The sequence below is a fragment of the Leyella stercorea genome, from assembly GCF_021531355.1.
Classification (GTDB): Bacteria; Bacteroidota; Bacteroidia; order Bacteroidales; family Bacteroidaceae; genus Prevotella.
This window is the reverse complement of record NZ_JADYTS010000023.1, coordinates 16,379-40,856: the sequence shown is the minus strand read 5'-3', so window position 1 is coordinate 40,856 and position 24,478 is coordinate 16,379. Positions and strand designations below refer to the sequence as shown.

General features: G+C 46.2%; 22 protein-coding genes. 9 read left to right on the top strand and 13 right to left on the bottom strand.

The annotated features are described in order from the left end of the window. Positions 1–364: 364 nt before the first annotated feature. From I6E38_RS06950 to I6E38_RS06905, 10 genes are all read right to left on the bottom strand, one after another. On the bottom strand, positions 365–1,135 hold the full coding sequence (locus I6E38_RS06950; RefSeq protein WP_235393273.1) for a UpxY family transcription antiterminator: 771 nt from the start codon (positions 1,133–1,135) through the stop codon (positions 365–367). Positions 1,136–1,326: 191 nt separating this feature from the next. After that, positions 1,327–3,369: a MobV family relaxase gene (gene mobV / locus I6E38_RS06945; protein ID WP_235393272.1), complete on the bottom strand. Its 2,043-nt coding sequence runs from the start codon at positions 3,367–3,369 to the stop codon at positions 1,327–1,329. A gap of 185 nt (positions 3,370–3,554) precedes the next feature. Continuing rightward, on the bottom strand, positions 3,555–4,271 hold the full coding sequence (locus I6E38_RS06940) for a P-loop NTPase family protein (protein WP_235393271.1): 717 nt from the start codon (positions 4,269–4,271) through the stop codon (positions 3,555–3,557). Beyond that, complete coding sequence (locus tag I6E38_RS06935; RefSeq protein ID WP_235393270.1) at positions 4,192–4,701, bottom strand: helix-turn-helix domain-containing protein; 510 nt, start codon at positions 4,699–4,701, stop codon at positions 4,192–4,194. The genes I6E38_RS06940 and I6E38_RS06935 overlap by 80 nt, the downstream gene beginning before the upstream one ends. Next, positions 4,698–5,105 carry a helix-turn-helix domain-containing protein gene (locus I6E38_RS06930; protein WP_235393269.1) on the bottom strand — a complete coding sequence of 136 codons (408 nt, stop codon included), beginning with the start codon at positions 5,103–5,105 and terminating at the stop codon, positions 4,698–4,700. Before I6E38_RS06930 ends, I6E38_RS06935 begins: the two co-directional genes overlap by 4 nt. Before the next feature lie 282 nt (positions 5,106–5,387). Continuing rightward, a complete protein-coding gene (locus tag I6E38_RS06925) occupies positions 5,388–6,197 on the bottom strand; it encodes a hypothetical protein (protein ID WP_235393268.1) in 810 nt (269 codons plus the stop codon). Next, positions 6,194–7,207, bottom strand: a complete 1,014-nt coding sequence (locus tag I6E38_RS06920; RefSeq protein ID WP_235393267.1) for a nucleotidyl transferase AbiEii/AbiGii toxin family protein — start codon at positions 7,205–7,207, stop codon at positions 6,194–6,196. Before I6E38_RS06920 ends, I6E38_RS06925 begins: the two co-directional genes overlap by 4 nt. Next, positions 7,204–7,821: a DUF6088 family protein gene (locus tag I6E38_RS06915; RefSeq protein ID WP_235393266.1), complete on the bottom strand. Its 618-nt coding sequence runs from the start codon at positions 7,819–7,821 to the stop codon at positions 7,204–7,206. The genes I6E38_RS06920 and I6E38_RS06915 overlap by 4 nt, the downstream gene beginning before the upstream one ends. Positions 7,822–7,950: 129 nt before the next feature. Next, positions 7,951–9,279: a tyrosine-type recombinase/integrase gene (locus tag I6E38_RS06910; protein WP_235393265.1), complete on the bottom strand. Its 1,329-nt coding sequence runs from the start codon at positions 9,277–9,279 to the stop codon at positions 7,951–7,953. A 47-nt stretch (positions 9,280–9,326) separates the two neighbouring features. Next, positions 9,327–10,646, bottom strand: coding sequence for a site-specific integrase (locus tag I6E38_RS06905; RefSeq protein ID WP_235393264.1), 1,320 nt, complete (start codon positions 10,644–10,646; stop codon positions 9,327–9,329). Positions 10,647–10,932: 286 nt separating this feature from the next. On the opposite strand from I6E38_RS06905, the gene I6E38_RS06900 reads away from it, so the two are divergent. Then, complete coding sequence (locus I6E38_RS06900; protein WP_235393263.1) at positions 10,933–11,427, top strand: hypothetical protein; 495 nt, start codon at positions 10,933–10,935, stop codon at positions 11,425–11,427. 722 nt (positions 11,428–12,149) lie between these two features. Here I6E38_RS06900 and I6E38_RS06890 read toward each other — a convergent pair. The 3 genes from I6E38_RS06890 to I6E38_RS06880 are packed head-to-tail and all read right to left on the bottom strand — an operon-like array spanning position 12,150 to position 15,610. Beyond that, the gene (locus tag I6E38_RS06890) at positions 12,150–12,905 is read right to left on the bottom strand and encodes a succinate dehydrogenase/fumarate reductase iron-sulfur subunit (protein ID WP_106811253.1); all 756 of its coding nucleotides are present in this window, start codon (positions 12,903–12,905) and stop codon (positions 12,150–12,152) included. 5 nt (positions 12,906–12,910) lie between these two features. Continuing rightward, positions 12,911–14,893, bottom strand: a complete 1,983-nt coding sequence (locus tag I6E38_RS06885) for a fumarate reductase/succinate dehydrogenase flavoprotein subunit (RefSeq protein WP_235393262.1) — start codon at positions 14,891–14,893, stop codon at positions 12,911–12,913. Positions 14,894–14,929: 36 nt separating this feature from the next. Continuing rightward, positions 14,930–15,610 (bottom strand): succinate dehydrogenase/fumarate reductase cytochrome b subunit, encoded by a 681-nt coding sequence (locus I6E38_RS06880; protein ID WP_235393261.1) that lies wholly within the window; start codon positions 15,608–15,610, stop codon positions 14,930–14,932. Positions 15,611–15,876: 266 nt separating this feature from the next. On the opposite strand from I6E38_RS06880, the gene mnmG reads away from it, so the two are divergent. The 8 genes from mnmG (at position 15,877) to I6E38_RS06840 (ending at position 24,428) form a co-directional block, all read left to right on the top strand. Beyond that, the gene (gene mnmG / locus I6E38_RS06875; RefSeq protein ID WP_235393260.1) at positions 15,877–17,748 is read left to right on the top strand and encodes a tRNA uridine-5-carboxymethylaminomethyl(34) synthesis enzyme MnmG; all 1,872 of its coding nucleotides are present in this window, start codon (positions 15,877–15,879) and stop codon (positions 17,746–17,748) included. Between the two features lie 474 nt (positions 17,749–18,222). Continuing rightward, entirely contained in the window at positions 18,223–18,753 is a 531-nt protein-coding gene (locus I6E38_RS06870) for an adenine phosphoribosyltransferase (RefSeq protein ID WP_235393259.1), read from the top strand. A gap of 263 nt (positions 18,754–19,016) precedes the next feature. Beyond that, a complete protein-coding gene (gene uvrC, locus I6E38_RS06865) occupies positions 19,017–20,849 on the top strand; it encodes an excinuclease ABC subunit UvrC (RefSeq protein ID WP_235393258.1) in 1,833 nt (610 codons plus the stop codon). A gap of 692 nt (positions 20,850–21,541) precedes the next feature. Beyond that, entirely contained in the window at positions 21,542–21,994 is a 453-nt protein-coding gene (gene dtd, locus I6E38_RS06860; RefSeq protein ID WP_235393257.1) for a D-aminoacyl-tRNA deacylase, read from the top strand. Positions 21,995–22,060: 66 nt separating this feature from the next. Continuing rightward, positions 22,061–22,354 carry a hypothetical protein gene (locus I6E38_RS06855; RefSeq protein ID WP_235393256.1) on the top strand — a complete coding sequence of 98 codons (294 nt, stop codon included), beginning with the start codon at positions 22,061–22,063 and terminating at the stop codon, positions 22,352–22,354. Positions 22,355–22,365: 11 nt separating this feature from the next. Next, positions 22,366–22,689: a nucleotide pyrophosphohydrolase gene (locus tag I6E38_RS06850; RefSeq protein ID WP_235393255.1), complete on the top strand. Its 324-nt coding sequence runs from the start codon at positions 22,366–22,368 to the stop codon at positions 22,687–22,689. A gap of 38 nt (positions 22,690–22,727) precedes the next feature. Then, positions 22,728–23,669: a deoxyribose-phosphate aldolase gene (gene deoC / locus I6E38_RS06845; protein ID WP_235393254.1), complete on the top strand. Its 942-nt coding sequence runs from the start codon at positions 22,728–22,730 to the stop codon at positions 23,667–23,669. A gap of 204 nt (positions 23,670–23,873) precedes the next feature. Continuing rightward, positions 23,874–24,428: a four helix bundle suffix domain-containing protein gene (locus I6E38_RS06840; protein ID WP_235393253.1), complete on the top strand. Its 555-nt coding sequence runs from the start codon at positions 23,874–23,876 to the stop codon at positions 24,426–24,428. The last annotated feature ends 50 nt before the right edge of the window (positions 24,429–24,478 follow it).

Genomic DNA, 24,478 nt, shown 5'->3' with positions numbered 1-24,478 from the left:
TTGTTGATATCGACTTCTTCCTCTACAGACTATCAATGATCTTTGGGTAAACACAGGGTTTTACGGGTGAGCCAAAGATTCTCGTAGAAAACTTTCGCACCTTCATAATCTGGTTGGAATGATTCGTACATAGATTCTTTTTTTGCATTCCCACGGAATAAATATAGTGCATACTTTATTCTACATATGGGTATATTTTTATAAAAAATCACACGCTGTAAACGGTAAGTGCACTATTTTACCAATGTTTTAGGTAAACAAACCGTTTGTCATTATTATAGTTTCTAATGTTCAAGAATTAGTCTGCAAGTTGTATGAACTATGCTCGTGTTCTCTTCCATACCTTTGCAAATAGAATGTGCTTTTACTTATCTATATTTGCTTGAAATCGAAATCCTTCTTTTTGTAAGATTTTTATGGTTTTATCAACGCAAGATGCAGGCACATACGCAGTAGCCACCAAGCACCCATCAAACAATTCTACCAAGACTCTCTGCTGTCCACCAATTCTTGCCACCCTGCCACGTATATCCTTAAACTCACCCTCTGTAATCACTACTTCATCCCCTAACTTGTATTTGATGTTCTCTGAAGTAACTGGGATGATATGAGGATTATGTATGGAGGTTAAGCGAATGAAATTATCCATAACGGAGTCCGAAATGACAAGTGGAGGATTCTTGGTCGGCGATTTTTCACAATGTGAGGTATGGTCGTAATAGTAACTCAACAAAGCTATATTTTCAAGAGGCTTGATGCTCTTGTCTTGCAAAAGTGAATCAACTTGTTTTGCTGAGGCATGAACAAAGAGAAATGACGGGAGAAGAGGCTCAGTGATGATTCGCTTTTTACCTTGTTTTCGAATCTCTTTGTATCTTAAAGGAACATAACATTCCAATTCTTTAGCTTCGACGAAAGCTTTTGCCTTGATGATACGTCCATACGAAACTCGCAGGACAAACCATTGCTTGTTTTCAGAAGGCACATTCTCTACCGACACCCCACCTTTGTCCTTTGAGATGGAGGGCGTGCAAGAGGTAAGTCTTGCACTTGGACACGATGAGCCTGTGTCGGTAGGCTGCCCATTATACAATGAAGCGTCAGCTGTTGGAGGCTGTTTGGTGTTATCTTCCAATGTTATTGCTCAGAGGTTAGATTAAACCAATAGACTTTCTTTTGATAGAATTGTCAATTATTGACCACAAAAGTAGGAAATCTTATTCAGACGAAAGAATAAATAATTGGAAATCTTTACTTCTAGCATCACATTTCTGTAATTTGAGGCGATTTGTGGTAATTAACGCTACAAATCGCCTCTCATTGCCATTATCTGGATAAACCTTGTAGTTTCTTTTTTGATGGTGCTCCTAACCCCAGCTTCTGTGTTCCGTCCCAATTTGTAAGTTGGTCAGCACAACCATTGGAGCCACCGAGTGAAACGTATGTATCTGCGCTGCACGACATGTAATCAATGAACGAAAGGAAGTTCTGAATGATGGGTTCGGTATAAACAACCTCATCGGTAGCAAAGAGTTTTGTCCAGTGTGCGACACATTCTCTCCGATAGTTGCCACAACCATTCCAATCCATGCTCGCGAGAAATCTTTCAACGGCAAACTTTGCTCCTTGTAGAGAGCGAAGCGCAATGTTGGATTTTGTGGCAGTAGCCATAATACCATAATAGATTGCTTTGGCTTCTTTCTCATCGAAATCTATTCTGCTTGATTGCGAAAAGGCTTTGAGCTGTTCATGACCTTCGTTGATGAATCGGTCAAGTACACCTTGGTATCTGTCTTGTCTTGCCTGTTCCAAACGTTTTGCCTCCGCTTCTTGCTCCTTGCGTTCTTCCACACGTTTAACAGCTTCAATTATTTCAGGCTGCTTTGTCAAGTCGTTCCATTGAAGAACCAATATTTTGTATTTCTCCCATAAAGTATTGTAATCAGTCTTGAGTCTTGTAATGTCCTCGTTTTTTGAGACAAAATGGGTGTTGAGCCTTTCAATAACGGCATCCTTTTGAGCGGTTACTCGTCTGACTGCGTTCTCGTCAAGTTGCGATATGCGTTGCTTCACTTTTGCATTTTCAGCCTTTAGCGCTTCATTCTCATTCTGCAATGCCTTGTTCTCTACAATCAGTTTGTTGAGATTCTGCATATAGTAAGTGTAAGTTTTGTTGACAGATGCTCGTATACCATTATTCTGCTTGTTACGTTCAACATTGATGGCGGTTACAAGAGCCTTGATAGCATCATTGATGCTTGTTGTCCGCTCCTCACGCCACGCCTTTTGTCCGATAAGTGCAGGAATAGGAATGGCAAGTTCTTTCTTAACGGCATCCATTGCCTCTTGAACGGGTGTCTTGATATTGAGAAGAGGGAAGGTGAGCTCTTGCTTGTCAATAGTGGCAAGAACAGCGTATTTCTCTACCTTTTCAAGAGCAGCTTTCGCCTGTCGCTCGGCTTCAAGAACGACTTTGTTCTTATGCCTTCGTCCTCGTTTTTCCTCCTCGGACAATTCATTGTAAGGGATACCGCGTGCAAGACCATACTTGCGGCCAACCTCATTGTGATAGTCTGTATGAAGTTGCGAGAGATATTCCGACTTTGCTTTTCTCGTCTCTCCCCACACCCTGGCATAAGACACACGCTCAACATAATCCTTTGAGGCAGTATGCTTGGTGTAGTTGTCTCGCTTCTCTTTGGGTAATGCTCTCCATTCTTTAGTTGAAAGCACTATGTCGGGATTGTTCTTGTTGACATACTTGCTGCCGATGCGTCCACGTTTCTTGACTTTCTCCGCAGGAATAGTCTGCACATGGGCATGGATACTTGTTTCGTCACAATGGACTGCAAAGCTGATAATATTCTCCTCGCCCCATTTGCGACAGGCAAAGTCGTAGGTATTCTTTGCCCATTTATAAATGCCTTGTTGCAATACGATGTGGCTATGGTCTGCATCAGAATTGGCAGTGTCTATCCTTTGGTTGCCAAAGGCGAGGTTGTACAGCACGTCATGGTCGCCACTGAATATCATGCCGACAGTGCAGTTCGGACTATTCTTTGATACTTGGTCGGGATGCCTGGCATCCATGTATGGCTTGAAGCCCAATTCATCAAGACGCATCTGAATGCGCTCGTGGAGTGGAATAGGGTTTGATCCAAGCGGAACAAACTTTCCGCCTCTGACGATTTCAAAATTGAGATTCTTGCGAGAGAAATTATAATGGTTGTTCTTGTCCTTATCGGCATTCTTCAACCGATAAACATTCTCGTCCCAACCTCTGCGTTCCGCCTCATTACCCACTTGGGCGGAGAAAGATTTCTTGTCTTTGCCGACATGGATAGCGGCACGTGGTATGTTGCTTTGCATATTGTATTTCTGTCTTGTTGTACATTGTAAAAGGCGTAACTCGGTATAATGGCAGCAGGTCTCGGGCGGAGCCTGAGCATAATAGAAGGACTTTTTAAGTGAACAGTGTCAGCAGGTGAATCTAAAAGTCCCTATTATGTTCATGGACTTTTGTAAAAAGTCGGCTCCCTCACGAAAGACTGCCTCTATCCTTGACTGTACGCCATATGTGCATTTTCTGTCCGGTAGGTTAGATTACGATAGACCACCTTTGTCATCATCTCGTTGAGTCGGTCGGCAATGCGGTCGCCATATCGTTGACGGATATCCTTTGGTTCAAGGTTCGTTGTGAAGACCGTGAACAGTTGTGCGTCATACCGCATAGCCAAGAGTTCCTTGATGGGATAAATGAAATTGCCGTAGTCATGCACTTCAGCAGGTTCAGTACCAATATCGTCTATACCTAATATATCAGCTTCCGCCAATTTGCAAAACTTATTATAGTCCGTCTTGCGGATTTGCACAATCTGCATGGCATTGACAATGGTAAAATTATAGTAGTTATCAGAACTATGTCCAGCATTAGGCGATAGGTTCGGTTTTAGGATTTCCAATCGTCTGACAAGGTTCTGCAATGCCTTGAGCATAGTGGTCTTGCCGTTGCCGCATCCGCCACATAGAACGATTCCGAACTTTGCAGTGTTTGCAGTCAGGCAATTGGCTACCTGTTTGAGTTGCTCTTCAACAAAACCATTATAGATAAACCTGCGATAGCGGAGCTGTACTTCCATGATATATGCAGCCAGAAGATATTCGTATGCCTGCTCCTCCAACATAGGCAGTTTAAAACGCCCCGTCATAGTCCGTCCCTTCCGCAGGAACTGGACAAGTCCTGCGATTTTCTTTTCGTTTGCTATTTCCATATACACCTCCGTTTTTACTGTCAAAAATCTCACACCTTCCCTTTATAAAAGAATCTTTGCTTTGGTGTTTGTCTTTATCTTTAATATGTGTCAAGTCCTGTGTCAAACCATGCGTCAAGTTATCCGTCAAGCCTACTGTCAAGTTATCTGTCCATTCAAGCAGTGTGTAATTGGACGGTAGATGGCGGGATTTGCCTTCTGTAAAAGCGATAAGTTTTCGCTCGGATAGATGCTTCCGTGCCGTGATGACAGTTTGCCTTGAAAGGCGCAAGTCTTCACATATTCTTGTTGTGGAGCACGCAAACGGCATTTTCCAATACCGCTTGTTGCTCTCGTTCACAAGGTAGGCAAACAAGGCTATCTCACTCGCTGGCATTGGCGACAACAAAGCAGAACGCCAAAGCTGGTTCATGTATTCTATATACGTCATACGCTCTCTTTACTATCGTTGTCGTAAGCATTAGGCAAGTTCTTGTCCACTTTACTCTTCCGTTTGCAATAGCCTACAACTGTTTCGTTCATGGATCGAGCGTGGGTAATGGCTTTGACTGCCGAGGCAGGGTACATATTCTTGTTGCCAAACTTGATGTGTTGCAAGTAGCCTGTGCGATGCCACTGCCATAGGGTAGCAGGACATACATTGAAAATTTTGCAAACCTCCTCTGTTGTAAGAAAGGTTTCCTCTGGTTCTTCATTATGAGAGGATGTCATTTGATCCTCCCATTCCTTGCGTGATTGTGCCAATAGCATATTGGCAAAGTGGTGAAGATCTTCGGTAGTAACGGTAAGCGCAACCTTTCCTCCCATTTGTGTCAATGACATGATGTCAACCATATTTTTTCTTTTGTTATTCGTTATACATACGCTGTCTTGTTCGTAAACCAGGATGCTCTTTCTCACAGCGTGATAAAAAGGAACACCGCCAATCCGCTGGTTTGTCGGATTGACGGTGCAAAGGTATATGGCTTTTGACGGCTCTCGATGAGATTTGAATAGGCAGTAGGATGCGACTACTATTGACTACTCTTTGTTAATGGAATTAACGTGACAACATCAAAAATCCTTAGCCAAATGCTGTTCTGCGTTTGGCTAAGGATTGTAAATGGTAGCAGATTGTCAGAAACGAAATATGCTGCGACAATATGCAATAATCATAGAAAGGAAGTTCTCGCGTCCTAATTTGCGGTCGTAGAAGTACACCTTGTTCTCATCGGTGACATTGTAGCCTATGGCATTTCGTAAAGACCTTCTGTGATACTTGATTTTCTCCTCAACCTGTTTCTTGACGGCATCGGACTCGTACTCCAAGTTTATATGATATTTGCTGAAATACTTGTCGAAACTACTTTTCTTCAGGTTGAACTCATCGACCAGCAGACTGCGAGGAATTGTAGGAAACAATATGCCGTCCTCTATTGCACAATGGATAATGACGGCTGCATCATCTGGATGTTCACCTCTGATAAGCTGGTGAAGTCCGTACTGGATAGCATAGTATTGGGCTGCGAATGGAGTATATTCAATAAGTTTGGTCGGACGTTCTTCATTCGACACCCCACGAATAATCTTCAAGAACCCTAATACCATCTTTTGGGTTATGCCATCAAAGTGCTTCCGTATCAGTTCCTTGGTCAATGCCTCCATCTCGTCATAATGGTCGTTTCCTCTAATGGCAATATATTTGAGTGTCTTGCGGATTGAAGGTTTCTTTGCCAATTCTTCCCAAGGTGTAGTTTGGTATGACATAACAGCAAGAATGGTCATGCCGAAGGCTTCAAGACTTGGCTTTTCGATATTTTCGTTCACTTTCGTTCCATCAAATTCTTCCTTTATGAGCGAAAGCATGAACCTAACGTTCTCTTCTGTTATGTTGCGAGGCTTGCCGAACTGCTGTTCAAGATCCTCGCCAAGTTCGTTTATGTTCATGCCTTTCGGTAATTTAACTGTCTAATTTGCTCGTTGAGCATTGACAACTTGCTTATCAGTTTCTCAAAAGAAGGCACCTGCCCGAAAATCATGTGCTCACACATGAACTTGTAGTCATCTTGCCATAGTCTTGCAATATCCTCGTTGGGCACGATACATAATGTGGCAGGATAAAGCTCATCATAGTTGAATCCTTTAAGTCCGATGAACTTTCTGCGATGTTCAAGTACCGCCTTATACAGGGCTTCGTTGTGGATTGCACGGTCAGCAATTTTGTTTTCAGAATCCATCATCATTGCCAAATCATATATATGGCGAGACATACGCTCCACTCTGACCTCGTTCTTTCTGAACTCTTCGTGCAACAAGAACACCTTTTCAAGGAAAGTACGCTCGGGGATGACTGCGTTCACCTCAAATGGCTTTTCTGCAAATGGAGCTTTGCTGAAATGGGTGTCAATAGCAGCGTTGATGGCTTTTTTCTCAATAGGCTCCATCATCGATCTGCCGCTGATTTCTATCTTTACCGTATTTTTGATATATGGTGATGCTTCATACAAACTATGATAGGTTATTGTTATCACTTCTGGGTCTGTTGTCGTGACTGGTGTGATTACAACATCCACACTAAAGGCATCTGCCCGTATGCCCAAATCCACTAAAGCTTTCCTTACATCATGCTGCATCTTCTCTCTTACGAAAGAACAGGCGGCGCGACGTAGTCTGTCGCTGATTTGAGTCTTCGATAATTCACCGCTAAAGCCAAGGAATTCTCGGCTGAGTGCAATATCCACGTCTTCGGAGAATCTGGCTATCAAGTTCCAACATTTGCTGAGACTTGTACCTCCTTTGAAAGCAATATGTTCTGCATATGGCAAAGTATGAAGGGCTTTCAACACCTGCGTTACCCACCAGTCCTTTTCGATACTTGACGGCGGTAATCCGGTCTGCAATGCCACGGTATTGATAGCTTCACGTTGTCTATCTTCTGGTATGTCTATGAATTTCATCGTACAATTAGTATTTTGCGCACCCATGCAGGGGCAAGTTTTATATCATGGTTGAAATCGTTGTCGTTTACATTCTTTGCGTGCTCGACAAGCACGTTGCGTTCCTCGTCGGTTATTTTTTCTTCGCCTATGGTGCGCATGGCTGTTACAACAAGCATCATCAGCTCTGATTTATAGGCAAAGTTCTTGCCCGAAGAAGAATGTTTGAACAGGATGCCACGCCCGTTCCCGATCTTTATCCTACGTGGTGCACCATTGGTCAGGAACACGACATTCATGGGCATCTGCGTGGACAATCCGAGACGATTCAAGGCATATGCTCCCATCGGTACAATCTTCGCCTTGTCTCGTTTGGCTATAGCCTGGGCAATGTCTTCAACAGATGGATAGATAATGCCAAGTCCATATTCCTTGTCCTCTTTGGGGTAATAATAAATGCCATGAGCCAACCGCACCAACAGTCCGTCGGTGTACATTCGATGGAATGTTGACTTCACGGCTGATGGTGTTCCGCAGTCTGCATAGTCTTGTTGGAAGACTATCGAACCACGTCCTTTTCCCCTAAGCCTCATTTCTATCTTATTTACAGTGCTTTGGCTTGATGTCTGTACCATATTTTTGAAACCTTTTTATTATATTTTTGGTTCTTGTTCGTCTGCAAAGGTATAGTATTTTCTTCTAAACGCCAACGTTTTTATTGAATATCCGTTTTTGAAACGCAATTTTGGCAAACTCGCAATAGGTCAGTCTATCAATTTCACCAGCTCGCGTTTCATCTCGTTGTCGATTTCTCTGTAACGTGCAAAAGCTCGACTGCCATCTGTGTGTCCCGAAAGAGATGCAACAAGATTTGGATCTTTCACCTTCTTGTATAGGTTGCCGATGAACGTCTTTCTTGCAGTGTGGCTTGTCGCAATATCACAGATTGGTTTCTGTATAGGCTCACGAGTCTTGTTGTCAATAACAGTCACCATGCGGTCAATGCCGAGCAGTTTCAGAATTTTCTTAATCTGACGGTTGTATATGTTCTGATTTATCTTTGGCAACAACCTCGTTTCAAGGTCTGCATATTTAGCGAGAATCGCTTTCGCCTTATCGTTGAGCGGTACTCGGATGGTGCGTGGTTTGTGGTTCTTTGTCTTTTCAGCAATGTATTCCACAGCACCATCAACGATGTTGGCACGTGTCATCTTTTCAAGGTCTCCCACACGGCAGCCGATGAGACAATGAAACATGAATATGTCACGATATACTTGTGTGGATGGCGTTTCGTTACTGAGGTCGGCATAGTAGACTTTGTCACGCTCTTCAAGTGTAAGATAAAATGGAGGGCTGTCCAGTACCTTAGGCATCTCAAAGGTGGCGAAAGGGTCGTTTGTCGTGATATTATGCTTCAAACACCAGTTCACAACCGTGCGTATTCTTCTGAATATAGTATTGATGGAGTTTTCCGTTAGTTGGCGTGGTTTGAAACGCTCCTCTATGTCATCGAAGATTTGAGGGTAATGCTCATAATATCCAGCCTCGTTTACCAGATATTTATGAAACTCACGCAAGTCATCGGCTGTTATAGCATCAAGTCGCATGGTGTAACCTCGTCTACGCATAATTTCCCTTTGGAAACGCTCGAAGTGTTGCAACTTACGTACGTTATGCTCATGATGCCTTATAGATTCCTTTTCCATTGGGTGGTTCTCAGCATACTGCTGGCATTGGTACACAAGGCTGTATTCGTCACCTTTTCTGCCTTGGCGGATGTTGATGTTAGGATGATGAAACTCCTCAATAACACCTTTTAGCCAACGGCTGTCCGCTCCATGATAATATTGTGCGGATATAAGCGCCGTCAAGTCCTGCACGGCTTTGTCGAATGCCGTACGCTTTGCCTCCGCTACAAGAACCACACGTGTCTTGTAACCCTGCCGTTCCGCGCTCCAATGATTAGGATTGATGGATAACTCGCTGACAGCCTTGATGTCAGTCTTGCCGTCACGCACACGGAAATAAACGTGCGCCTGGTCGGTTATGTTGTTCTTTGCCGAGGTTTCTCGGATGAATGCTGTTACTTTCATGCTACTCTCTATATATAATGATGTATAACTGGTAGTTTGTATAAACGTTAGTTGATGAGGTTGACAAGATTTACTTTTGTTTCCTCGTCAATCTCTCTGTATCTGGCGAAAGCTCTGCTTCCGTTTACATGTCCTGTCATGGAACTCACAAGCTCGGGGTCTTTCACTTTCTTGTATAGGTTGCCGATAAAGTTGCGTCTTGCCATGTGGCTTGTAGCGACATCACATATTGGCTTCTGAACCTCCTTTCCTGTGACGGTGTCAAGGATAGTAACCATTCTGTTGATGCCGCATTCTCGAAGCACGGCACGGATGCCCTCGTTGTATTGATACACTTGCTTTGTCGGCAGAAGCTTTTCTTGCTTGCCATCGTAACGTTTCAATATTTCCATAGCCTTTGTGGTAAGCGGGACGCTCACGGTCTGCGACCGTTTGCGCATGGTCTTGTGTGGAAGATACTGCAATATGTCACCGACTATATTGTCTTTGGTAAAAGAGAACAGGTCTCCGACTCTACAACCCACCATTGATTGGAAGATGAACAAGTCACGATACACTTCTAACTCTGGCTTGTTGTGTAGGTTTGCATTGTAAACCTTATCACGTTCTTCTATCGTCAGATAAAAAGGTGTGCCTTGCACTGCTGCAGGAATAGTGAACGCATCGCATGAGCGGTTTGTTGTAAACCCCATCTTGATGCACCAATGCCCAACAATACGCAGATGATGCATAATACCTATAATCTGTGTGCTTGACATCTGCTTGGGAGGGTGCATGCCAAGGCTGAACTGTTCGTAAAACTCAGGGTAGTCATTGTAATGAATATATTCGTTTATGACATACTCTCTAAAATCAAGGTAGTCTTCGGGACGGATAGTCTCGCAATAGAGCGTGAAGCCTTCCTTTCCCTCTATCTCCCTCTTGTAGGCTTCATAGCGTTGAAGCTTCTTGATCGTTGGTTTATAAACGAGTGCTGATTTCGGACTCATGTGATGTTCCGCAATGTATTGTTCCATTCTCGAAACAACTGTAGTCAATGTCTCTGTTGACTTTGAAGTTGGATTGACACATTCGTCAATAACATTCTTCATCCATGCAACATCAGCAGTCGCAGAGTTATACTGCTCGCTAAGAGCCGTTGTAATGGTCTGCACCAAAACCTTGACTTTCTTCTGCTCGTCAGATGGTAATTTCTTTGTCCTTCGATAGGAAAGTGCATCATTGTCCCAATAGTCAAGCATAACCTCAATGTCGGAACGGACTTTGAGGTCAACATCCTTATCTCGGAGTCGAAAACAAAGATTGGCTTTTGCAGGAGCGTCTTTGTCTTTGGTCTTGCATTCCTTTGTGATGATGGTAATCTTCATGTCCCTATGTTTTTTATTTCAGTCACAAAGGTAATATCTTTCCCGTAAATGTTCCCACATATCCCCAATAAACTATGATTCGTTTAAATCTATTTATGATTTGGCTTTTGCACTTTCTTTCCTTATTATCAGTTATTTGCAGGTATTATCGTCAAAATTCATCAAGTCGAATCATTGTTGTTTTAGTATATACAGTTTCCACGTTTTTTATTGTATATACGCATGCCATAAACAATATCTAAGCTGAACTGGAGTCGGACAGCTACATTAAAATTGTTATTAAACGATGAAAAAGATTTTCTCATTTGTCGTTGCTTCATTGCTCTGCACACAATTTACTTTTGCACAACAAGAAAAAGTAATCAAGGCAGGTACCATTGTACCATTACAATCAGTAAACCAAGTCAAAGCTGCAGATGTTGACGAAGGACAAACCGTTGACTTTAGGGTTACACAAGACATTATGGTAGATGGCAAGTGCGTAATACCGCGTGGATACTTGGTAAAAGGAAAAGTAACTGAAGCATGCAAAAGTTCATTGGCAGGAACCAAAGGAAGACTTGTAATAAACATCAGTAGCATGAATTTGCCATCAGGAGAACCCGTATTCTTTACAAATACTGATGTCCGAATAAATGGTAAGAATCGTACTCCGCTCGCTGTTGTCACAGGTATTTTACTTTGGCCATGTATTTTCATACCTGGTTCAAAAGCCGTAATGCCCGCAGGATATGATGTCCAAGCCACTGTAGCTTCAAATACTACAGTATCTGCAAAATAACACACATAAAAAATCGGGTAGGAGGTAAATGCTAATCATAGAAGGCATTTGCCTCCTATTTTCACATTTATCCTATTGTCGGATTCCGTCCTATCGTCTTGGATAGAGAGTTCCTTTCGGACATCTGACGAGTTTTCTCACAAGGTAGCATTCATTTACTATTGCACTACACGATTCAGTCCTTCCCTATAGGCACACGTGCCTTGGGTACTATAACCTCTTCTGACTTCTCACGGCAAGCTTTACTCCGTCATGGTACATCGAATGATTCATCTTCACCCATGCAACCGTGAGACCTCCTCGGATAAGGGCTTACTCTTTTCATCTTATACCCACTTCATTTACACCAACTATTCCGAATAGCTATAGGACTTTGATTTGTCTTGCAATCTCATCCATGGTCAAATGCCTTATATGAAGTTTCTGTCCGTTAGGTCAGATGTTTGCCGCCAGCTTCTTTCAGACTCCACCTCACAATGGACACTCTTGCTATTGGCTATGTAATTCCCGCTATTAGGGATTGTTAAGGAGTTGCACCTGTTAGACAATGCTCGTGCCGAGCATACAATAAATTAGGGGAAATTTTCCTATAATTTCCCCTAATTTCCTCTATTAAGACATAAAAGAGGGCGGGACGGGACGTTTAGGAATACAAAAAAAGCGGATGCGCCGCACTTCTGAGAGTGCTTCGCATCCGCTTAGTTTATTTGTTGTTGACTGAATTAGTCAGCGAGCTTTGCCTTGATGAACTCGCGGTTGAGGCGAGCGATGTTGGCGATAGACTCGTTCTTCGGGCACTCAGCCTCGCAAGCGCGGGTGTTGGTGCAGTTTCCGAAACCGAGCTCCTCCATCTTGGCGATCATTGCCTTAGCACGCTTAGCTGCCTCAGGTCGGCCCTGAGGAAGGAGAGCGAGCTGGCTAACCTTAGAGCTTACGAAGAGCATTGCAGAACCGTTCTTGCAGGCTGCTACACAGCAACCGCAACCGATACATGTAGCGCAATCCATAGCCTCGTCAGCGTCTTCCTTCGGAATGAGGATAGCGTTGGCATCCTGGGGCTGGCCAGTGCGAACGCTAACGTAGCCACCTGCCTGCATGATCTTGTCGAATGCAGAGCGGTCTACCATGCAGTCCTTGATAACTGGGAATGCAGCCGAACGCCAAGGCTCAACAGTGATAACGTCGCCGTCGTTGAACTTACGCATGTAGAGCTGGCAGGTTGTGGCACCCTGGTTAGGTCCGTGGGGATGACCATTGATGTAGAGTGAGCACATACCGCAGATACCCTCGCGGCAGTCGTGATCGAATACGAAAGGCTCGTTGCCTTCCTCGATGAGCTGCTCGTTAAGGATGTCGAGCATCTCAAGGAATGAGGTATCCGTAGGGATATCCTTCATCTCGCGTGTGTCAAAGTGACCCTTGTCCTGCGGGCCGTTCTGACGCCAATATTTCAGTGTGAATGATATATTTGCCATAATCTTTATTAGTTCTTATAGTTACGTGTCTGTACCTTGATTGCCTCGTACTCGAGCGGCTCCTTGATGAGCTCAGGAGCTGTCTCGTCGTTGTTCTTGTACTCCCAGCAACCTACATAGAAGAAGTTCTCGTCGTCGCGCTGTGCCTCGCCCTCTGGAGTCTGATGCTCCTCGCGGAAGTGACCACCGCATGACTCCTCACGTGAGAGGGCGTCGTGTGCGATGAGCTCACCCATGAGGATGAAGTCGCGGAGGTGGATAGCCTTGTCGAGCTCTACGTTCAAGCCTTCCTTCGATCCAGGAATGAAGAGGTTGGTGTTGAACTCCTTGCGGATCTTCTTGATGAGCTCAATACCTTCCTTCAGGCCCTCAGCAGTACGACCCATACCTACGTGCTCCCACATAATGTGGCCAAGCTCCTTGTGGATAGAGTCAACAGAGCGCTTACCCTTGATGTTCATGAGGCGGTCGATTTCAGCCTGAACACCCTTCTCTGCCTCAGCAAACTCTGGCAGATCGGTAGAGAGGTGCGGCCAGATAGCCTGGTCGGCGAGGTAGTTCTGGATGGTGTAAGGCAATACGAAGTAACCATCGGCCAAGCCCTGCATAAGAGCAGAAGCACCAAGACGGTTGGCACCGTGGTCTGAGAAGTTACACTCACCGATAGCGAACAGACCTGTGATAGATGTCTGGAGCTCGTAGTCTACCCAAATACCACCCATTGTGTAGTGGATAGCAGGATAGATCATCATCGGGTTGTAGTACTTAACGCCGTTGATCTCGTTGGCAAGCTCACCCGGGTTAACGTCGGTAATCTCCTCGTACATGTCGAAGAGGTTGCCATAACGCTGACGGATAACGTCGATGCCGAGACGGTTGATTGACTCAGAGAAGTCGAGGAATACGGCAAGACCGGTGTTGTTTACGCCGAAGCCCTTGTCGCAACGCTCCTTGGCAGCACGTGAAGCAACGTCACGCGGAACGAGGTTGCCGAATGCCGGATAGCGACGCTCCAAGTAGTAGTCGCGGTCTTCCTCAGGAATATCGCTGCCCTTCTTGGTGCCAGCCTGCAGAGCCTTGGCGTCCTCGATGTTCTTCGGTACCCAGATACGACCGTCGTTACGCAGCGACTCTGACATAAGTGTAAGCTTAGACTGCTTGTCGCCGTGTACGGGGATACATGTCGGGTGAATCTGTACGTAGCAAGGATTTGCGAAGTAAGCACCCTTACGATAGCACTGGACAGCTGCTGTACAGTTGCAACCCATAGCGTTTGTAGAAAGGAAGTATGTGTTGCCATAACCGCCAGTAGCGATTACTACAGCGTTAGCAGAGAAGCGCTCGAGCTTACCGGTAACAAGATTCTTGGCGATGATACCACGAGCACGACCGTCAACGATAACTACGTCCTCCATCTCGTAACGAGTGTAGAGCAATACGCGGCCTGTGCTTACCTGCTTTGAGAGTGCTGAGTAAGCACCGAGGAGCAGCTGCTGACCGGTCTGACCCTTAGCATAGAATGTACGTGACACCTGAGCACCACCGAATGAACGGTTGGCGAGCATGCCGCCGTACTCACGAGCGAAAGGAACACCCTGTGCAACGCACTGGTCGATGATGTCGTTTGACACCTCAGCGAGGCGGTATACGTTAGCCTCACGTGCACGGTAGTCACCACCTTTTACTGTATCATAGAACAAACGATATACTGAGTCGCCGTCGTTCTGATAGTTCTTGGCAGCGTTGATACCACCCTGAGCTGCGATAGAGTGAGCGCGACGCGGAGAATCCTGAATGCAGAAGTTAAGCACACGGAAACCCATTTCGCCGAGGCTGGCTGCTGCAGAAGCACCTGCAAGACCTGTTCCTACAACGATAACGTCGAGCTTGAGTTTGTTCTTGGGGTTCACCAGACGCTGGTGAGCTTTATAGTTGGTCCACTTCTCGGCCACTGGGCCTTCAGGGATTCTTGAATTAATAGTCTTAGCCATAATAGAAATTATGATTTTTGAATGTTGATTGTTGAATTAGCAGCAAAGGCTCGGTGCGCAACCAAGAGCGAAAGCGATTACTACTACGAGGAAACCGAGGATGAGGAGGGTTGAGTAAACCTGACCGATAACCTTCCAACGGTTGAACCATACCTTACCATTCCAGCCGAATGTCTGCATTGCGCTCCAGAAACCGTGTGTAAGGTGGAACCAGAGAGCTACGAGCCATACGATGTAGAGAACTACGTAAACCGGGTTCTTGAATGTCTCCTGAATCCAGCCGAAGCCGTCAGCAGGATCACATACGCCCTCGAAGCCTACAAGCTCAGCAAACATCATGTTGTACCAGAAGTTGAAGAAGTGGAGCAACAAACCGAGCAGAACGATGATACCGAGTACGAGCATGTTCTGTGATGCCCACTCTACGTTCTGAGGCTTAGCAACAACCTCATAGCGAGAGGTACCGCGAGCGGCACGGTTCTGCATCGTGAGCCAGAAGGCATAAACGATGTGGATTACTGCGAGGGCAGCCAAGCCCATTGTCGCAACTACGGCATACCAGTTGGCACCGAGTAACTCACAGATAGTGTTGTAAGCATCTCCTGAGAAGAGAGCAGCAACATTCATTGACATGTGGAATGTCAGGAATAGAACAAGGGCGACACCAGTCAAGGCCATCACCACCTTTCTACCGATAGATGAATTGATTAACCACATAAATGATTTGAAATTTAAATTATTAACTGTTAGAATTATTGATGTTTCATTCCTTAAGGTTACACAGTTATTTAAGGGCTGTCCACACTATACTATATAATAGGTATAGACCATATCCTTACAGTCTGCAAAAATACTGAAATTTGATGATAAATCAAACTATTTCTCTTCAAAAATCATTTTTTATTCTTAATTTTGCGAGCATGAAACATGCGTGGTATGGCTCAGAGCCATGCCGCACAATTTAACACCGACAAGCAATACATATGATTTTCAACTACGACGTTATAGTCATCGGAGGCGGACATGCCGGTTGTGAGGCTGCAGCAGCGGCAGCACGTATGGGCGCCAAGACATGTCTGGTGACGATGGATATGAACAAGATTGGACAGATGAGCTGTAACCCTGCCATTGGCGGAATTGCCAAAGGACAGATTGTACGCGAGATTGATGCGCTGGGAGGCGAGATGGGGCTCGTGACGGATGCCACATCGATACAGTTCCGTATGCTCAACCGCGGCAAGGGACCTGCCGTTTGGAGTCCGCGAGCACAATGCGACCGCGGCAAATTCATCTGGGAGTGGCGCACACGTCTCGACCGTGTCGACGGATTGGACATCTGGCAGGACGAGGCATGCGAACTCCTGGTGGAGAACGGCGAAGCGGTTGGAGTGGAAACGGTGTGGGGCGTGACGTTCCGCGCTAAGGCTGTAATCATCACAGCGGGCACATTCCTCAACGGACTGATGCACGTGGGACGCAAGCAAGTGCCGGGCGGACGATGCGCCGAACCTGCCGTACTGCACTTCACCGAGAGCATCACCCGACACGGCATTACTTCACAGCGAATGAAGACGGGCACACCGGTACGCATAGACCGACGCTCCGTACACTTCGAGGACATGGAATGCCAACCCGGCGAAACCGACTATCACGGATTTTCATACATGACTGCCCCACGACATCTGCAGCAGCTGCCGTGCTGGACCACATATACTAATAAGGAGGTGCACGACACTCTACGCGCAGCCATAGCCGAATCGCCCCTCTACAACGGTCAGATTAAGTCCACCGGACCGCGCTACTGCCCTTCGATAGAAACCAAACTCGTGACGTTCCCCGACAAGGACCAGCATCCGCTTTTTCTCGAACCTGAAGGCGAGGACACCAACGAGATGTATCTTAACGGTTTTTCTTCGTCCATGCCGATGGATGTCCAGCTCGCTGCCCTGAAAAAAATAAAGGCTTTCCGTGATATAAAAGTCTACCGACCGGGCTACGCCATAGAGTACGACTACTTCGACCCTACGCAGCTGAAGCCGTCGTTGGAGTCGAAGATAGTAAAGGGTCTGTTCTTCGCAGGTCAGGTCAACGGCACGACGGGATATGAAGAAGCGGGCGGACAAGGCACTATGGCGGGCATCAACGCTGCCCTACTCTGCGGAGGCAGCGAACCTTACATCATGAAGCGCGACGAAAGCTATATAGGAGTGCTCATCGACGACCTCACAACTAAGGGTGTTGACGAACCGTATCGCATGTTCACCTCACGAGCCGAATACCGCATCCTGCTCCGTCAGGACAATGCCGACGCCCGACTCACCGAAAAGGCTTACCAACTCGGACTCGCCTCACGCGAACGTTACGACCATTGGCTTAAGAAGAAGGCGGAGATTGAACGCATCGTAAGCTTCTGCAACTCTACCAACGTGAAGCCTCGCGCCGTAAACGCGGCTCTCGAATCGTTCGGTACAACTCCTATGCAGTTCGGCGCTACAATATCAAGTCTGATAGCTCGCCCCCAGCTCTCCATAAACCAGCTTGCTTCTGCCATCGCCCCACTCCGTGCTGCGCTCGATATCGACGACGCACGACGCGACGAAATCATTGAAGCTGCCGAAATACTCATCAAGTACGACGGCTACATCAAGCGCGAACGACAGATAGCCGACAAGATGCACCGCCTCGAAGACATCCGTATCAAGGGACACTTCAACTACGAAGAACTCCACGAGATATCTACCGAGGGCAGACAAAAACTCATGCGCATCAATCCCGAGACTCTCGGACAAGCATCGCGCATCCCAGGCGTGTCGCCAAGCGACATCAACGTACTGCTGGTTCTGATGCATCGATAATGCGAGTTTTGAATTTTGAATTTTGAGTTTTGAATTGTTCGCAGCTACGCCTGCGATTTTGAATTGCAAACTTCTGAATTATGAGTTACGGACTTCCAAAATATGAGCAATGAATTTAAGAACCACAAATTCTAAGTTGGGCTGTACAAGCAATGCAAAACAAACCATAGGAGGCTATGGCGTCCCCGCCATAGCCTGAGCAGCAAACCAATTCAATAAATCGTAGCGCAAAAAAACATGCGATACAAAACCCCATCGAAATACAATTGCACAACTCTTCAATTCATAATTGAACAACTCAAAAGCGAAGCCACAGCCAAGAGCAATTCATAATTGAACAACTCAAAAGCGCAGGCGTAGCCGAGCACAATTCAAAACTCAAAATTCAAAATTCCTAATTCCAGCGGCGTTGCCGCTGGCTTCTCGTTCCACGTGAAACAAAAAGAACAACGAATTTAATCAAATCAACTGATAATGAACAACAAACTATTGCTTGACAATCTGCGTTGTATTCCAGATTGGCCGAAGAAGGGAGTAAACTTCCGAGACGTTACAACATTGTTTAAGAGCAGCGAATGCCTTAAAGAGATTTGCGACGAGATGTACGACCTCTACAAAGACAAGGGCATTACAAAGATAGTAGGAATCGAGTCGCGCGGCTTCGTTATGTCGTCTGCCCTCGCCTTGCGCTTGAACGCCGGTGTGGTATTATGCCGCAAGCCTGGCAAACTGCCTTGCGACACCGTGCAAGAAAGCTACGCCAAGGAGTATGGCAAGGACACTATCGAAATCCACAAGGATGCAATCAACGAGAACGACGTGATTCTGCTGCACGACGACTTGCTTGCTACTGGAGGTACAATGCAGGCTGCTTGCAATCTCGTAAAGAAGTTCCACCCCAAGAAAGTCTACTGCAACTTCATCATCGAACTCGTAAACGAGGGACTGAACGGACGCGCAGACTTCGACAAGGACATAGAGATTACGTCGCTCATTCAGATCTAAAAAAGCATAGCACTTACTCAGATTAACAAAGAGCAAGGCAAACTTATACAACAACTTCAAAAAGAAGAGGAGATGTCTCGTCTTCGATGCAAATGATGCTACAGGCAGATGTATCGAAAGCAAGAGGTCTCCTCTACTGCTATAAGGTACAGGTCTCAACAGAAGAAAACAGGGTTGCAGTTCCACGTGAAACAAAACAGGACAAATATCTTAGTTTCAAAGCAGTTACAGACATTACAGGCAAAACAAATACAACGAGCAAGATGACAAGAGAAGAAAACGAGAAGCGCATAGAGCGACTGAAGAACATAGTGCTGAACATGCCAGAGAAACCTGGCAGCTATCAGTTCTACGACGCAGACCATACAATTATATATGTAGGTAAGGCTAAGCGTCTGAAGCAACGTGTGTCTTCTTATTTCCACAAGGAAGTAGACCGCTTCAAGACTAAGGTTCTCGTCTCAAAGATAGAGGACATAAGCTACACTGTAGTCAACACAGAAGAGGATGCGCTATTGCTCGAAAACAGTCTTATAAAGAAATACAACCCTCGCTACAATGTTTTGCTCAAGGACGGCAAGACCTACCCCAGCATCTGCATCACGAACGAATACCTTCCGCGCGTATTCAAGACACGACAGATAAACAAACGCTTCGGAACATTCTTCGGACCATACTCGCATACTGGCAGTATGTTCGCCGTTCTCGAACTAATACACAAACTCTACAAGCCTCGCACTTGCCGAATGCCGATAACGAAGGAAGGTATAGAACAAAGCAAATACAAACCGTGTCTGGAATACCACATTCATAATTGCAAAGCGCCATGTTGCGGCAAGCAATCGTTAGAGGATTATCAGGCATCGATAGCTCAAGCACGCGAGATATTGAAAGGAAACACGCGCGAATTGTCGCAGCACGTTTTCGAGGAAATGCAGCAAAAGGCGGCTGAACTGAAGTTTGAGGAAGCCGAGGAATTGAAGCAGAAATACATGCTTATTGAGAGTTTCTGCGCCAAAAGCGAGGTCGTCAGTCACACGATAACCGACGTCGACGTGTTCACGATTGTCGACGACGAGCACAACCGCACCGCCTTCATCAATTACATCCACGTCAAGAACGGCAGCGTAAACCAGAGTTTCACGTTCGAATACAAGCGAAAACTGGACGAAACCGACCGCGAACTGCTACTGACGGCTATCCCCGAAATACGCGAACGTTTCCAGAGCAAGGCCAAGGAGATAATCGTTCCGTTCGACATGGAGTGGCAACTGAACGAGGCGCAGTTCTTCGTTCCGCAACGAGGCGACAAGAAACACCTGCTCGAACTCGGCGAAATGAACTGTCGGCAGTATAAGTTCGACCGACTGAAGCAGGCCGAAAAGCTCAATCCCGAACAGAAACAGACACGTCTTATGAAGGAATTGCAGCAGAAACTACAGCTCGCCAAGCTGCCGTATCAGATAGAATGTTTCGACAACTCCAACATTTCGGGCACCGACGCCGTGGCTGGTTGCATAGTGTTCAAGGGTATGAAACCCTCGAAAAAGGACTATCGCAAATACAACATCAAGACCGTTGAGGGTCCCGACGACTACGCCTCTATGCAGGAAGTGGTGCGTCGGCGCTACACACGCATGATGGAGGAAGGCACTACCCTGCCCGACCTCATCATAACCGACGGCGGACAGGGTCAGATGAGCGTGGTGCGACAGGTTGTAGAGGGCGAACTCGGACTCCGGATTCCCATAGCCGGACTTGCCAAGGACGACCGCCACCGCACCAACGAACTGCTCTATGGCAATCCGCCCAAAACGATAGCTCTGAAGACGGACTCCGAACTCTTCCACGTGCTCACACGCATCCAGGACGAAGTACACCGCTACGCCATACAGTTCCACCGCGACAAGCGCTCAAAACACGCCCTGCACAGCGCTCTCGACGACATTCCGGGCATCGGTCCGGCTACACGCGAGAAGCTGCTCAGCATGTTCAAGAGCGTGAAACGAATACGTGAGGCTTCGTTCGAGATGCTTTCGGGTGTGATCGGGGCAAGCAAAGCAACGAAACTGATGGAAAGCCTGGGCAAGAAGTAATGGTCACAATTGGCATAAAGAAGACTTTTGCAGCCCAGGGATATTGAGGCATTTGGAGCAAGAAAATCGAGGCGTATCGCGAAGAAAATCGGGGTGTATCGCAAAAGGACTCCTTTTGGGTTGCAAAAGGATTCGTTTTGAAGTGCAAAAGGACTCCTTTTAGGATGCAAAAGGACTCCTTTTGGAAGGCAAAAGGACTCCTTTTGAAAGGGACTAATTGTCATACGATATTTAGAGTATAATCAAACAGTAGGAGGCTATGGCGTCCGCGCCATAGCCTGAGCAAGCAACTTGACAAATAACTTCTTTAGAATCAAGACGGCTAACTGCTCAGGCTATGGCGCGGACGCCATAGCCTCCTAAGTATAAACAAAAAAAATGCGCCCAAACCTCACGGTTCCAGCGCACACACAGAGAAGATCTTAAATCTTCAAAAAATTCTTGCCTTCGACTCTCACGAGCTTGTACAAGTCAATCCTTATATCAAATTATACTAAAAACTAAAAGTCTTTTAAACATTGCTTAAAAACCAGTCTGCCGTCGTACCATTAGGCAGACCTCCATTCTGTTTGCAAAATTATTAATTAAAAATGATATAACAAAGAAAATGGAATAATTTTACACTCATTTTACATTTAATATGATTAACTTTGTAAACAGCATAATAATTAACGTATCAATTACATACATAAATGAGAACAGTAATACAGCGTGTGCAGCACGCATCGGTAACGATAGACGGCGAGATAAAGTCGAAAATAGGCAACGGATTCCTCTTGCTGCTCGGCATTGAAGAGTCGGACACGACTGAAGATGTCGACTGGCTCGTAAAGAAAGTGGCAGCTCTGAGAGTGTTTGACGACGAGAACGGAGTAATGAACCGTTCGATTATCGATGTGGGCGGCGAGGCTCTCGTGGTGAGCCAGTTTACGCTCTACGCTTCGTACAAGAAGGGCAACCGCCCGTCGTGGTTTCGCGCCGCACGTCACGAGATTTCGGTGCCGCTCTACGAGGAGTTCTGTCGCAAACTGTCGGATGCGCTCGGCCGTGAGGTCGGAACGGGCGAATTCGGTGCCGATATGAAGGTGGAACTCTTGAACGACGGACCCGTAACCATCTGCATGGACACCAAGAACAAGGAATAAACGGTAAATAATGAGATATAATAACCGTAAACAACTGACATTAAGAACCACTTAATAATTTAGCTTATGAAGAAGTATCTTTCAAATACTGCCCTACTGCTCGAAGCTGTAGGACTGGTGCTGATGTTCACCCGCGATTCGTGGGGAGCCAACAAGCCGTTGTATGCATTTACGGGTTGCGCATTGCTGTTTATAGGTTTCAGCATCATGACGTATCTGGAGTTTCCCCGACCGTTCCACAGCGTGTCGCGAAGCAAGAAGATAGGAGTGATATTCCGCATCTGCCTGGTTGCGATACTCGCTATATGGCTTGTCTACGACATCTATCTGATGGTGCTGGGACTGCCTGTTGACATCTAAAATCAAGCAATATGACTATCAAGGAAGCACAAGAGACGGTAGACCGTTGGATAAAGGAGTATGGCGTGCGCTACTTCTCCGAACTCACCAATATGGCTTGCCTTACCGAGGAGGTGGGCGAACTGGCGCGCATCATGGCGCGACGCTATGGCGACCAGAGCTTCAAGGAGGGCGAATCGCACGACCCTTCTGAGGAGATGGCCGACATTCTGTGGGTGCTCATCTGCCTTGCCAATCAGACGGGCGTAGACCTTACGGAGGCGCTGCAGAAGAGTATCGAGAAGAAGACCAACCGCGACAAATTGCGCCATAAGAACAACCCCAAACTCAGATAAACGACTATAGATAACAATAAAAACAAAAGCATAAGACTATGGGAATAATTAAAGATGTAATACTCCACGACGAGGAGACTATGGGACAAGAGAAGACGAGCAAGTACGAACTTGCTCTTACCAAATACAACACCGCTATCGACGACAACGCCGTGCGCGATGCCGTGCGCAATATCATTGCCGAGAAGGTGTCGGCTAACGACACTATCGACGTTAAGAAATTCCTCTTCGGAAGCATCGAGCTTACTACGCTCAAGACAACCGATTCTGACACGAGCGTACTGGCGTTCACCGAGCGCGTCAACGACTTCGACAATCAGTATCCCGACATGCCCCACGTGGCTACCGTCTGCGTCTATCCGTGCTTCGCCAACACCGTGGCTGAATCGCTGGAGGTGGACGGTGTAGAGATAGCTTGCGTCAGTGGATCGTTCCCTTCTTCGCAAGCTCGCATCGAGGTGAAGATTGCCGAGACATCGCTGGCTGTTGCCGACGGCGCCACCGAGATTGATATCGTTATGCCGGTAGGCAAATTCCTTTCGGGCGACTACGAAGGAATGTGCGACGACATAGCCGAACTGAAGGCTGCATGTGGCGAAACGGTACCCATGAAGGTTATACTCGAGACAGGTGCTCTAAAGACTGCCACCAACATCAAGAAGGCTGCTCTGCTGGCTATGTACTCTGGCGCCGACTACATCAAGACGTCGACGGGCAAGCTTCAGCCTGCTGCCACACCCGAGGCAGCCTACGTTATGTGTCAGGCGATTAAGGAATACTACGACGAAACGGGCATCCAAATAGGTTTCAAGCCTGCTGGCGGCATCAACAGCGTTATGGATGCCATCATCTACTACACAATAGTCAAGGAAGTATTGGGCGAAAAATGGCTCACCAACAAGTGGTTCCGCCTGGGCACATCACGCCTCGCCAACATGCTGTTGAGCGAGATTAAGGGCGAGCAGATCAAGTTCTTCTAAAGGATTAGGGCTTGCTGAGCAGTTACCTGAGCCTTACTGGGCCTTTCTATGCCTTTTTATGCCAAGGCTTAGAAAGGCTTATTGAGACCCAGTAAGGCCTAATAACAGCCTCAATAAGGCCCAGACTACAGCCTCAGCAAAGCCCAGACAACAGCCCTACCCACCTCTATTAATCCCAATTCACTAACCATAAAAATCAAACTTATGCCTACACCAAAACCCTTTCTTCCCCATGGAGGCTCGTACAAGAATCTTTTGGTTTACCAGAAAGCAGAATGCATTTACGATGTCACATACTATTTTGCTCATAAATATCTTGAAAAAGGTGACCGTACAATCGACCAAATGGTACAAGCAGCACGTTCAGGGAAACAGAACATAGCAGAGGGAGCGGCTGCAGGCAACACCTCTAAAGAAACAGAAATAAAACTTACAAACGTAGCAAAAGCCAGTTTGCAGGAACTGTTAGTAGACTATGAAGATTATATACGAGTAAGAGGATTGGAACAATGGCAACCTGACGACCCGCGACTTGCACAAGCCAAACGTGCTTGTGCCACCCATAATGACAGCGCCTACTATAGAAAAGCAATAACAGAACGTTCAGATGAAACTATAGCAAATATCGCCATAACTCTAATTCATCAAACCGACTGGATGCTGAACAAACTTATAGAGAAGCTGGAAATAAAGTTTGTGGAAAGCGGAGGAATGAGAGAACAAATGACAAAGGCAAGAAAAGATTATAGAGGGTATTGAAAGAACTAAGCCTCACTGGGCCTTTCTAGGCCTCCCTAAGCCGTGATTAA

Coding starts and splice junctions, on each gene's coding strand:
- I6E38_RS06850 (WP_235393255.1), top strand. CDS start 22,366: ATGACTATCAAGGAAGCACAAGAGACGGTAGACCGTTGGATAAAGGAG.
- I6E38_RS06885 (WP_235393262.1), bottom strand. CDS start 14,893: ATGGCTAAGACTATTAATTCAAGAATCCCTGAAGGCCCAGTGGCCGAG.
- I6E38_RS06870 (WP_235393259.1), top strand. CDS start 18,223: ATGAACAACAAACTATTGCTTGACAATCTGCGTTGTATTCCAGATTGG.
- I6E38_RS06930 (WP_235393269.1), bottom strand. CDS start 5,105: ATGGTTGACATCATGTCATTGACACAAATGGGAGGAAAGGTTGCGCTT.
- I6E38_RS06855 (WP_235393256.1), top strand. CDS start 22,061: ATGAAGAAGTATCTTTCAAATACTGCCCTACTGCTCGAAGCTGTAGGA.
- mnmG (WP_235393260.1), top strand. CDS start 15,877: ATGATTTTCAACTACGACGTTATAGTCATCGGAGGCGGACATGCCGGT.
- I6E38_RS06840 (WP_235393253.1), top strand. CDS start 23,874: ATGCCTACACCAAAACCCTTTCTTCCCCATGGAGGCTCGTACAAGAAT.
- I6E38_RS06900 (WP_235393263.1), top strand. CDS start 10,933: ATGAAAAAGATTTTCTCATTTGTCGTTGCTTCATTGCTCTGCACACAA.
- I6E38_RS06925 (WP_235393268.1), bottom strand. CDS start 6,197: ATGAACATAAACGAACTTGGCGAGGATCTTGAACAGCAGTTCGGCAAG.
- uvrC (WP_235393258.1), top strand. CDS start 19,017: ATGACAAGAGAAGAAAACGAGAAGCGCATAGAGCGACTGAAGAACATA.
- I6E38_RS06880 (WP_235393261.1), bottom strand. CDS start 15,610: ATGTGGTTAATCAATTCATCTATCGGTAGAAAGGTGGTGATGGCCTTG.
- deoC (WP_235393254.1), top strand. CDS start 22,728: ATGGGAATAATTAAAGATGTAATACTCCACGACGAGGAGACTATGGGA.
- I6E38_RS06910 (WP_235393265.1), bottom strand. CDS start 9,279: ATGAAAGTAACAGCATTCATCCGAGAAACCTCGGCAAAGAACAACATA.
- I6E38_RS06935 (WP_235393270.1), bottom strand. CDS start 4,701: ATGACGTATATAGAATACATGAACCAGCTTTGGCGTTCTGCTTTGTTG.
- I6E38_RS06905 (WP_235393264.1), bottom strand. CDS start 10,646: ATGAAGATTACCATCATCACAAAGGAATGCAAGACCAAAGACAAAGAC.
- dtd (WP_235393257.1), top strand. CDS start 21,542: ATGAGAACAGTAATACAGCGTGTGCAGCACGCATCGGTAACGATAGAC.
- mobV (WP_235393272.1), bottom strand. CDS start 3,369: ATGCAAAGCAACATACCACGTGCCGCTATCCATGTCGGCAAAGACAAG.
- I6E38_RS06940 (WP_235393271.1), bottom strand. CDS start 4,271: ATGGAAATAGCAAACGAAAAGAAAATCGCAGGACTTGTCCAGTTCCTG.
- I6E38_RS06920 (WP_235393267.1), bottom strand. CDS start 7,207: ATGAAATTCATAGACATACCAGAAGATAGACAACGTGAAGCTATCAAT.
- I6E38_RS06915 (WP_235393266.1), bottom strand. CDS start 7,821: ATGGTACAGACATCAAGCCAAAGCACTGTAAATAAGATAGAAATGAGG.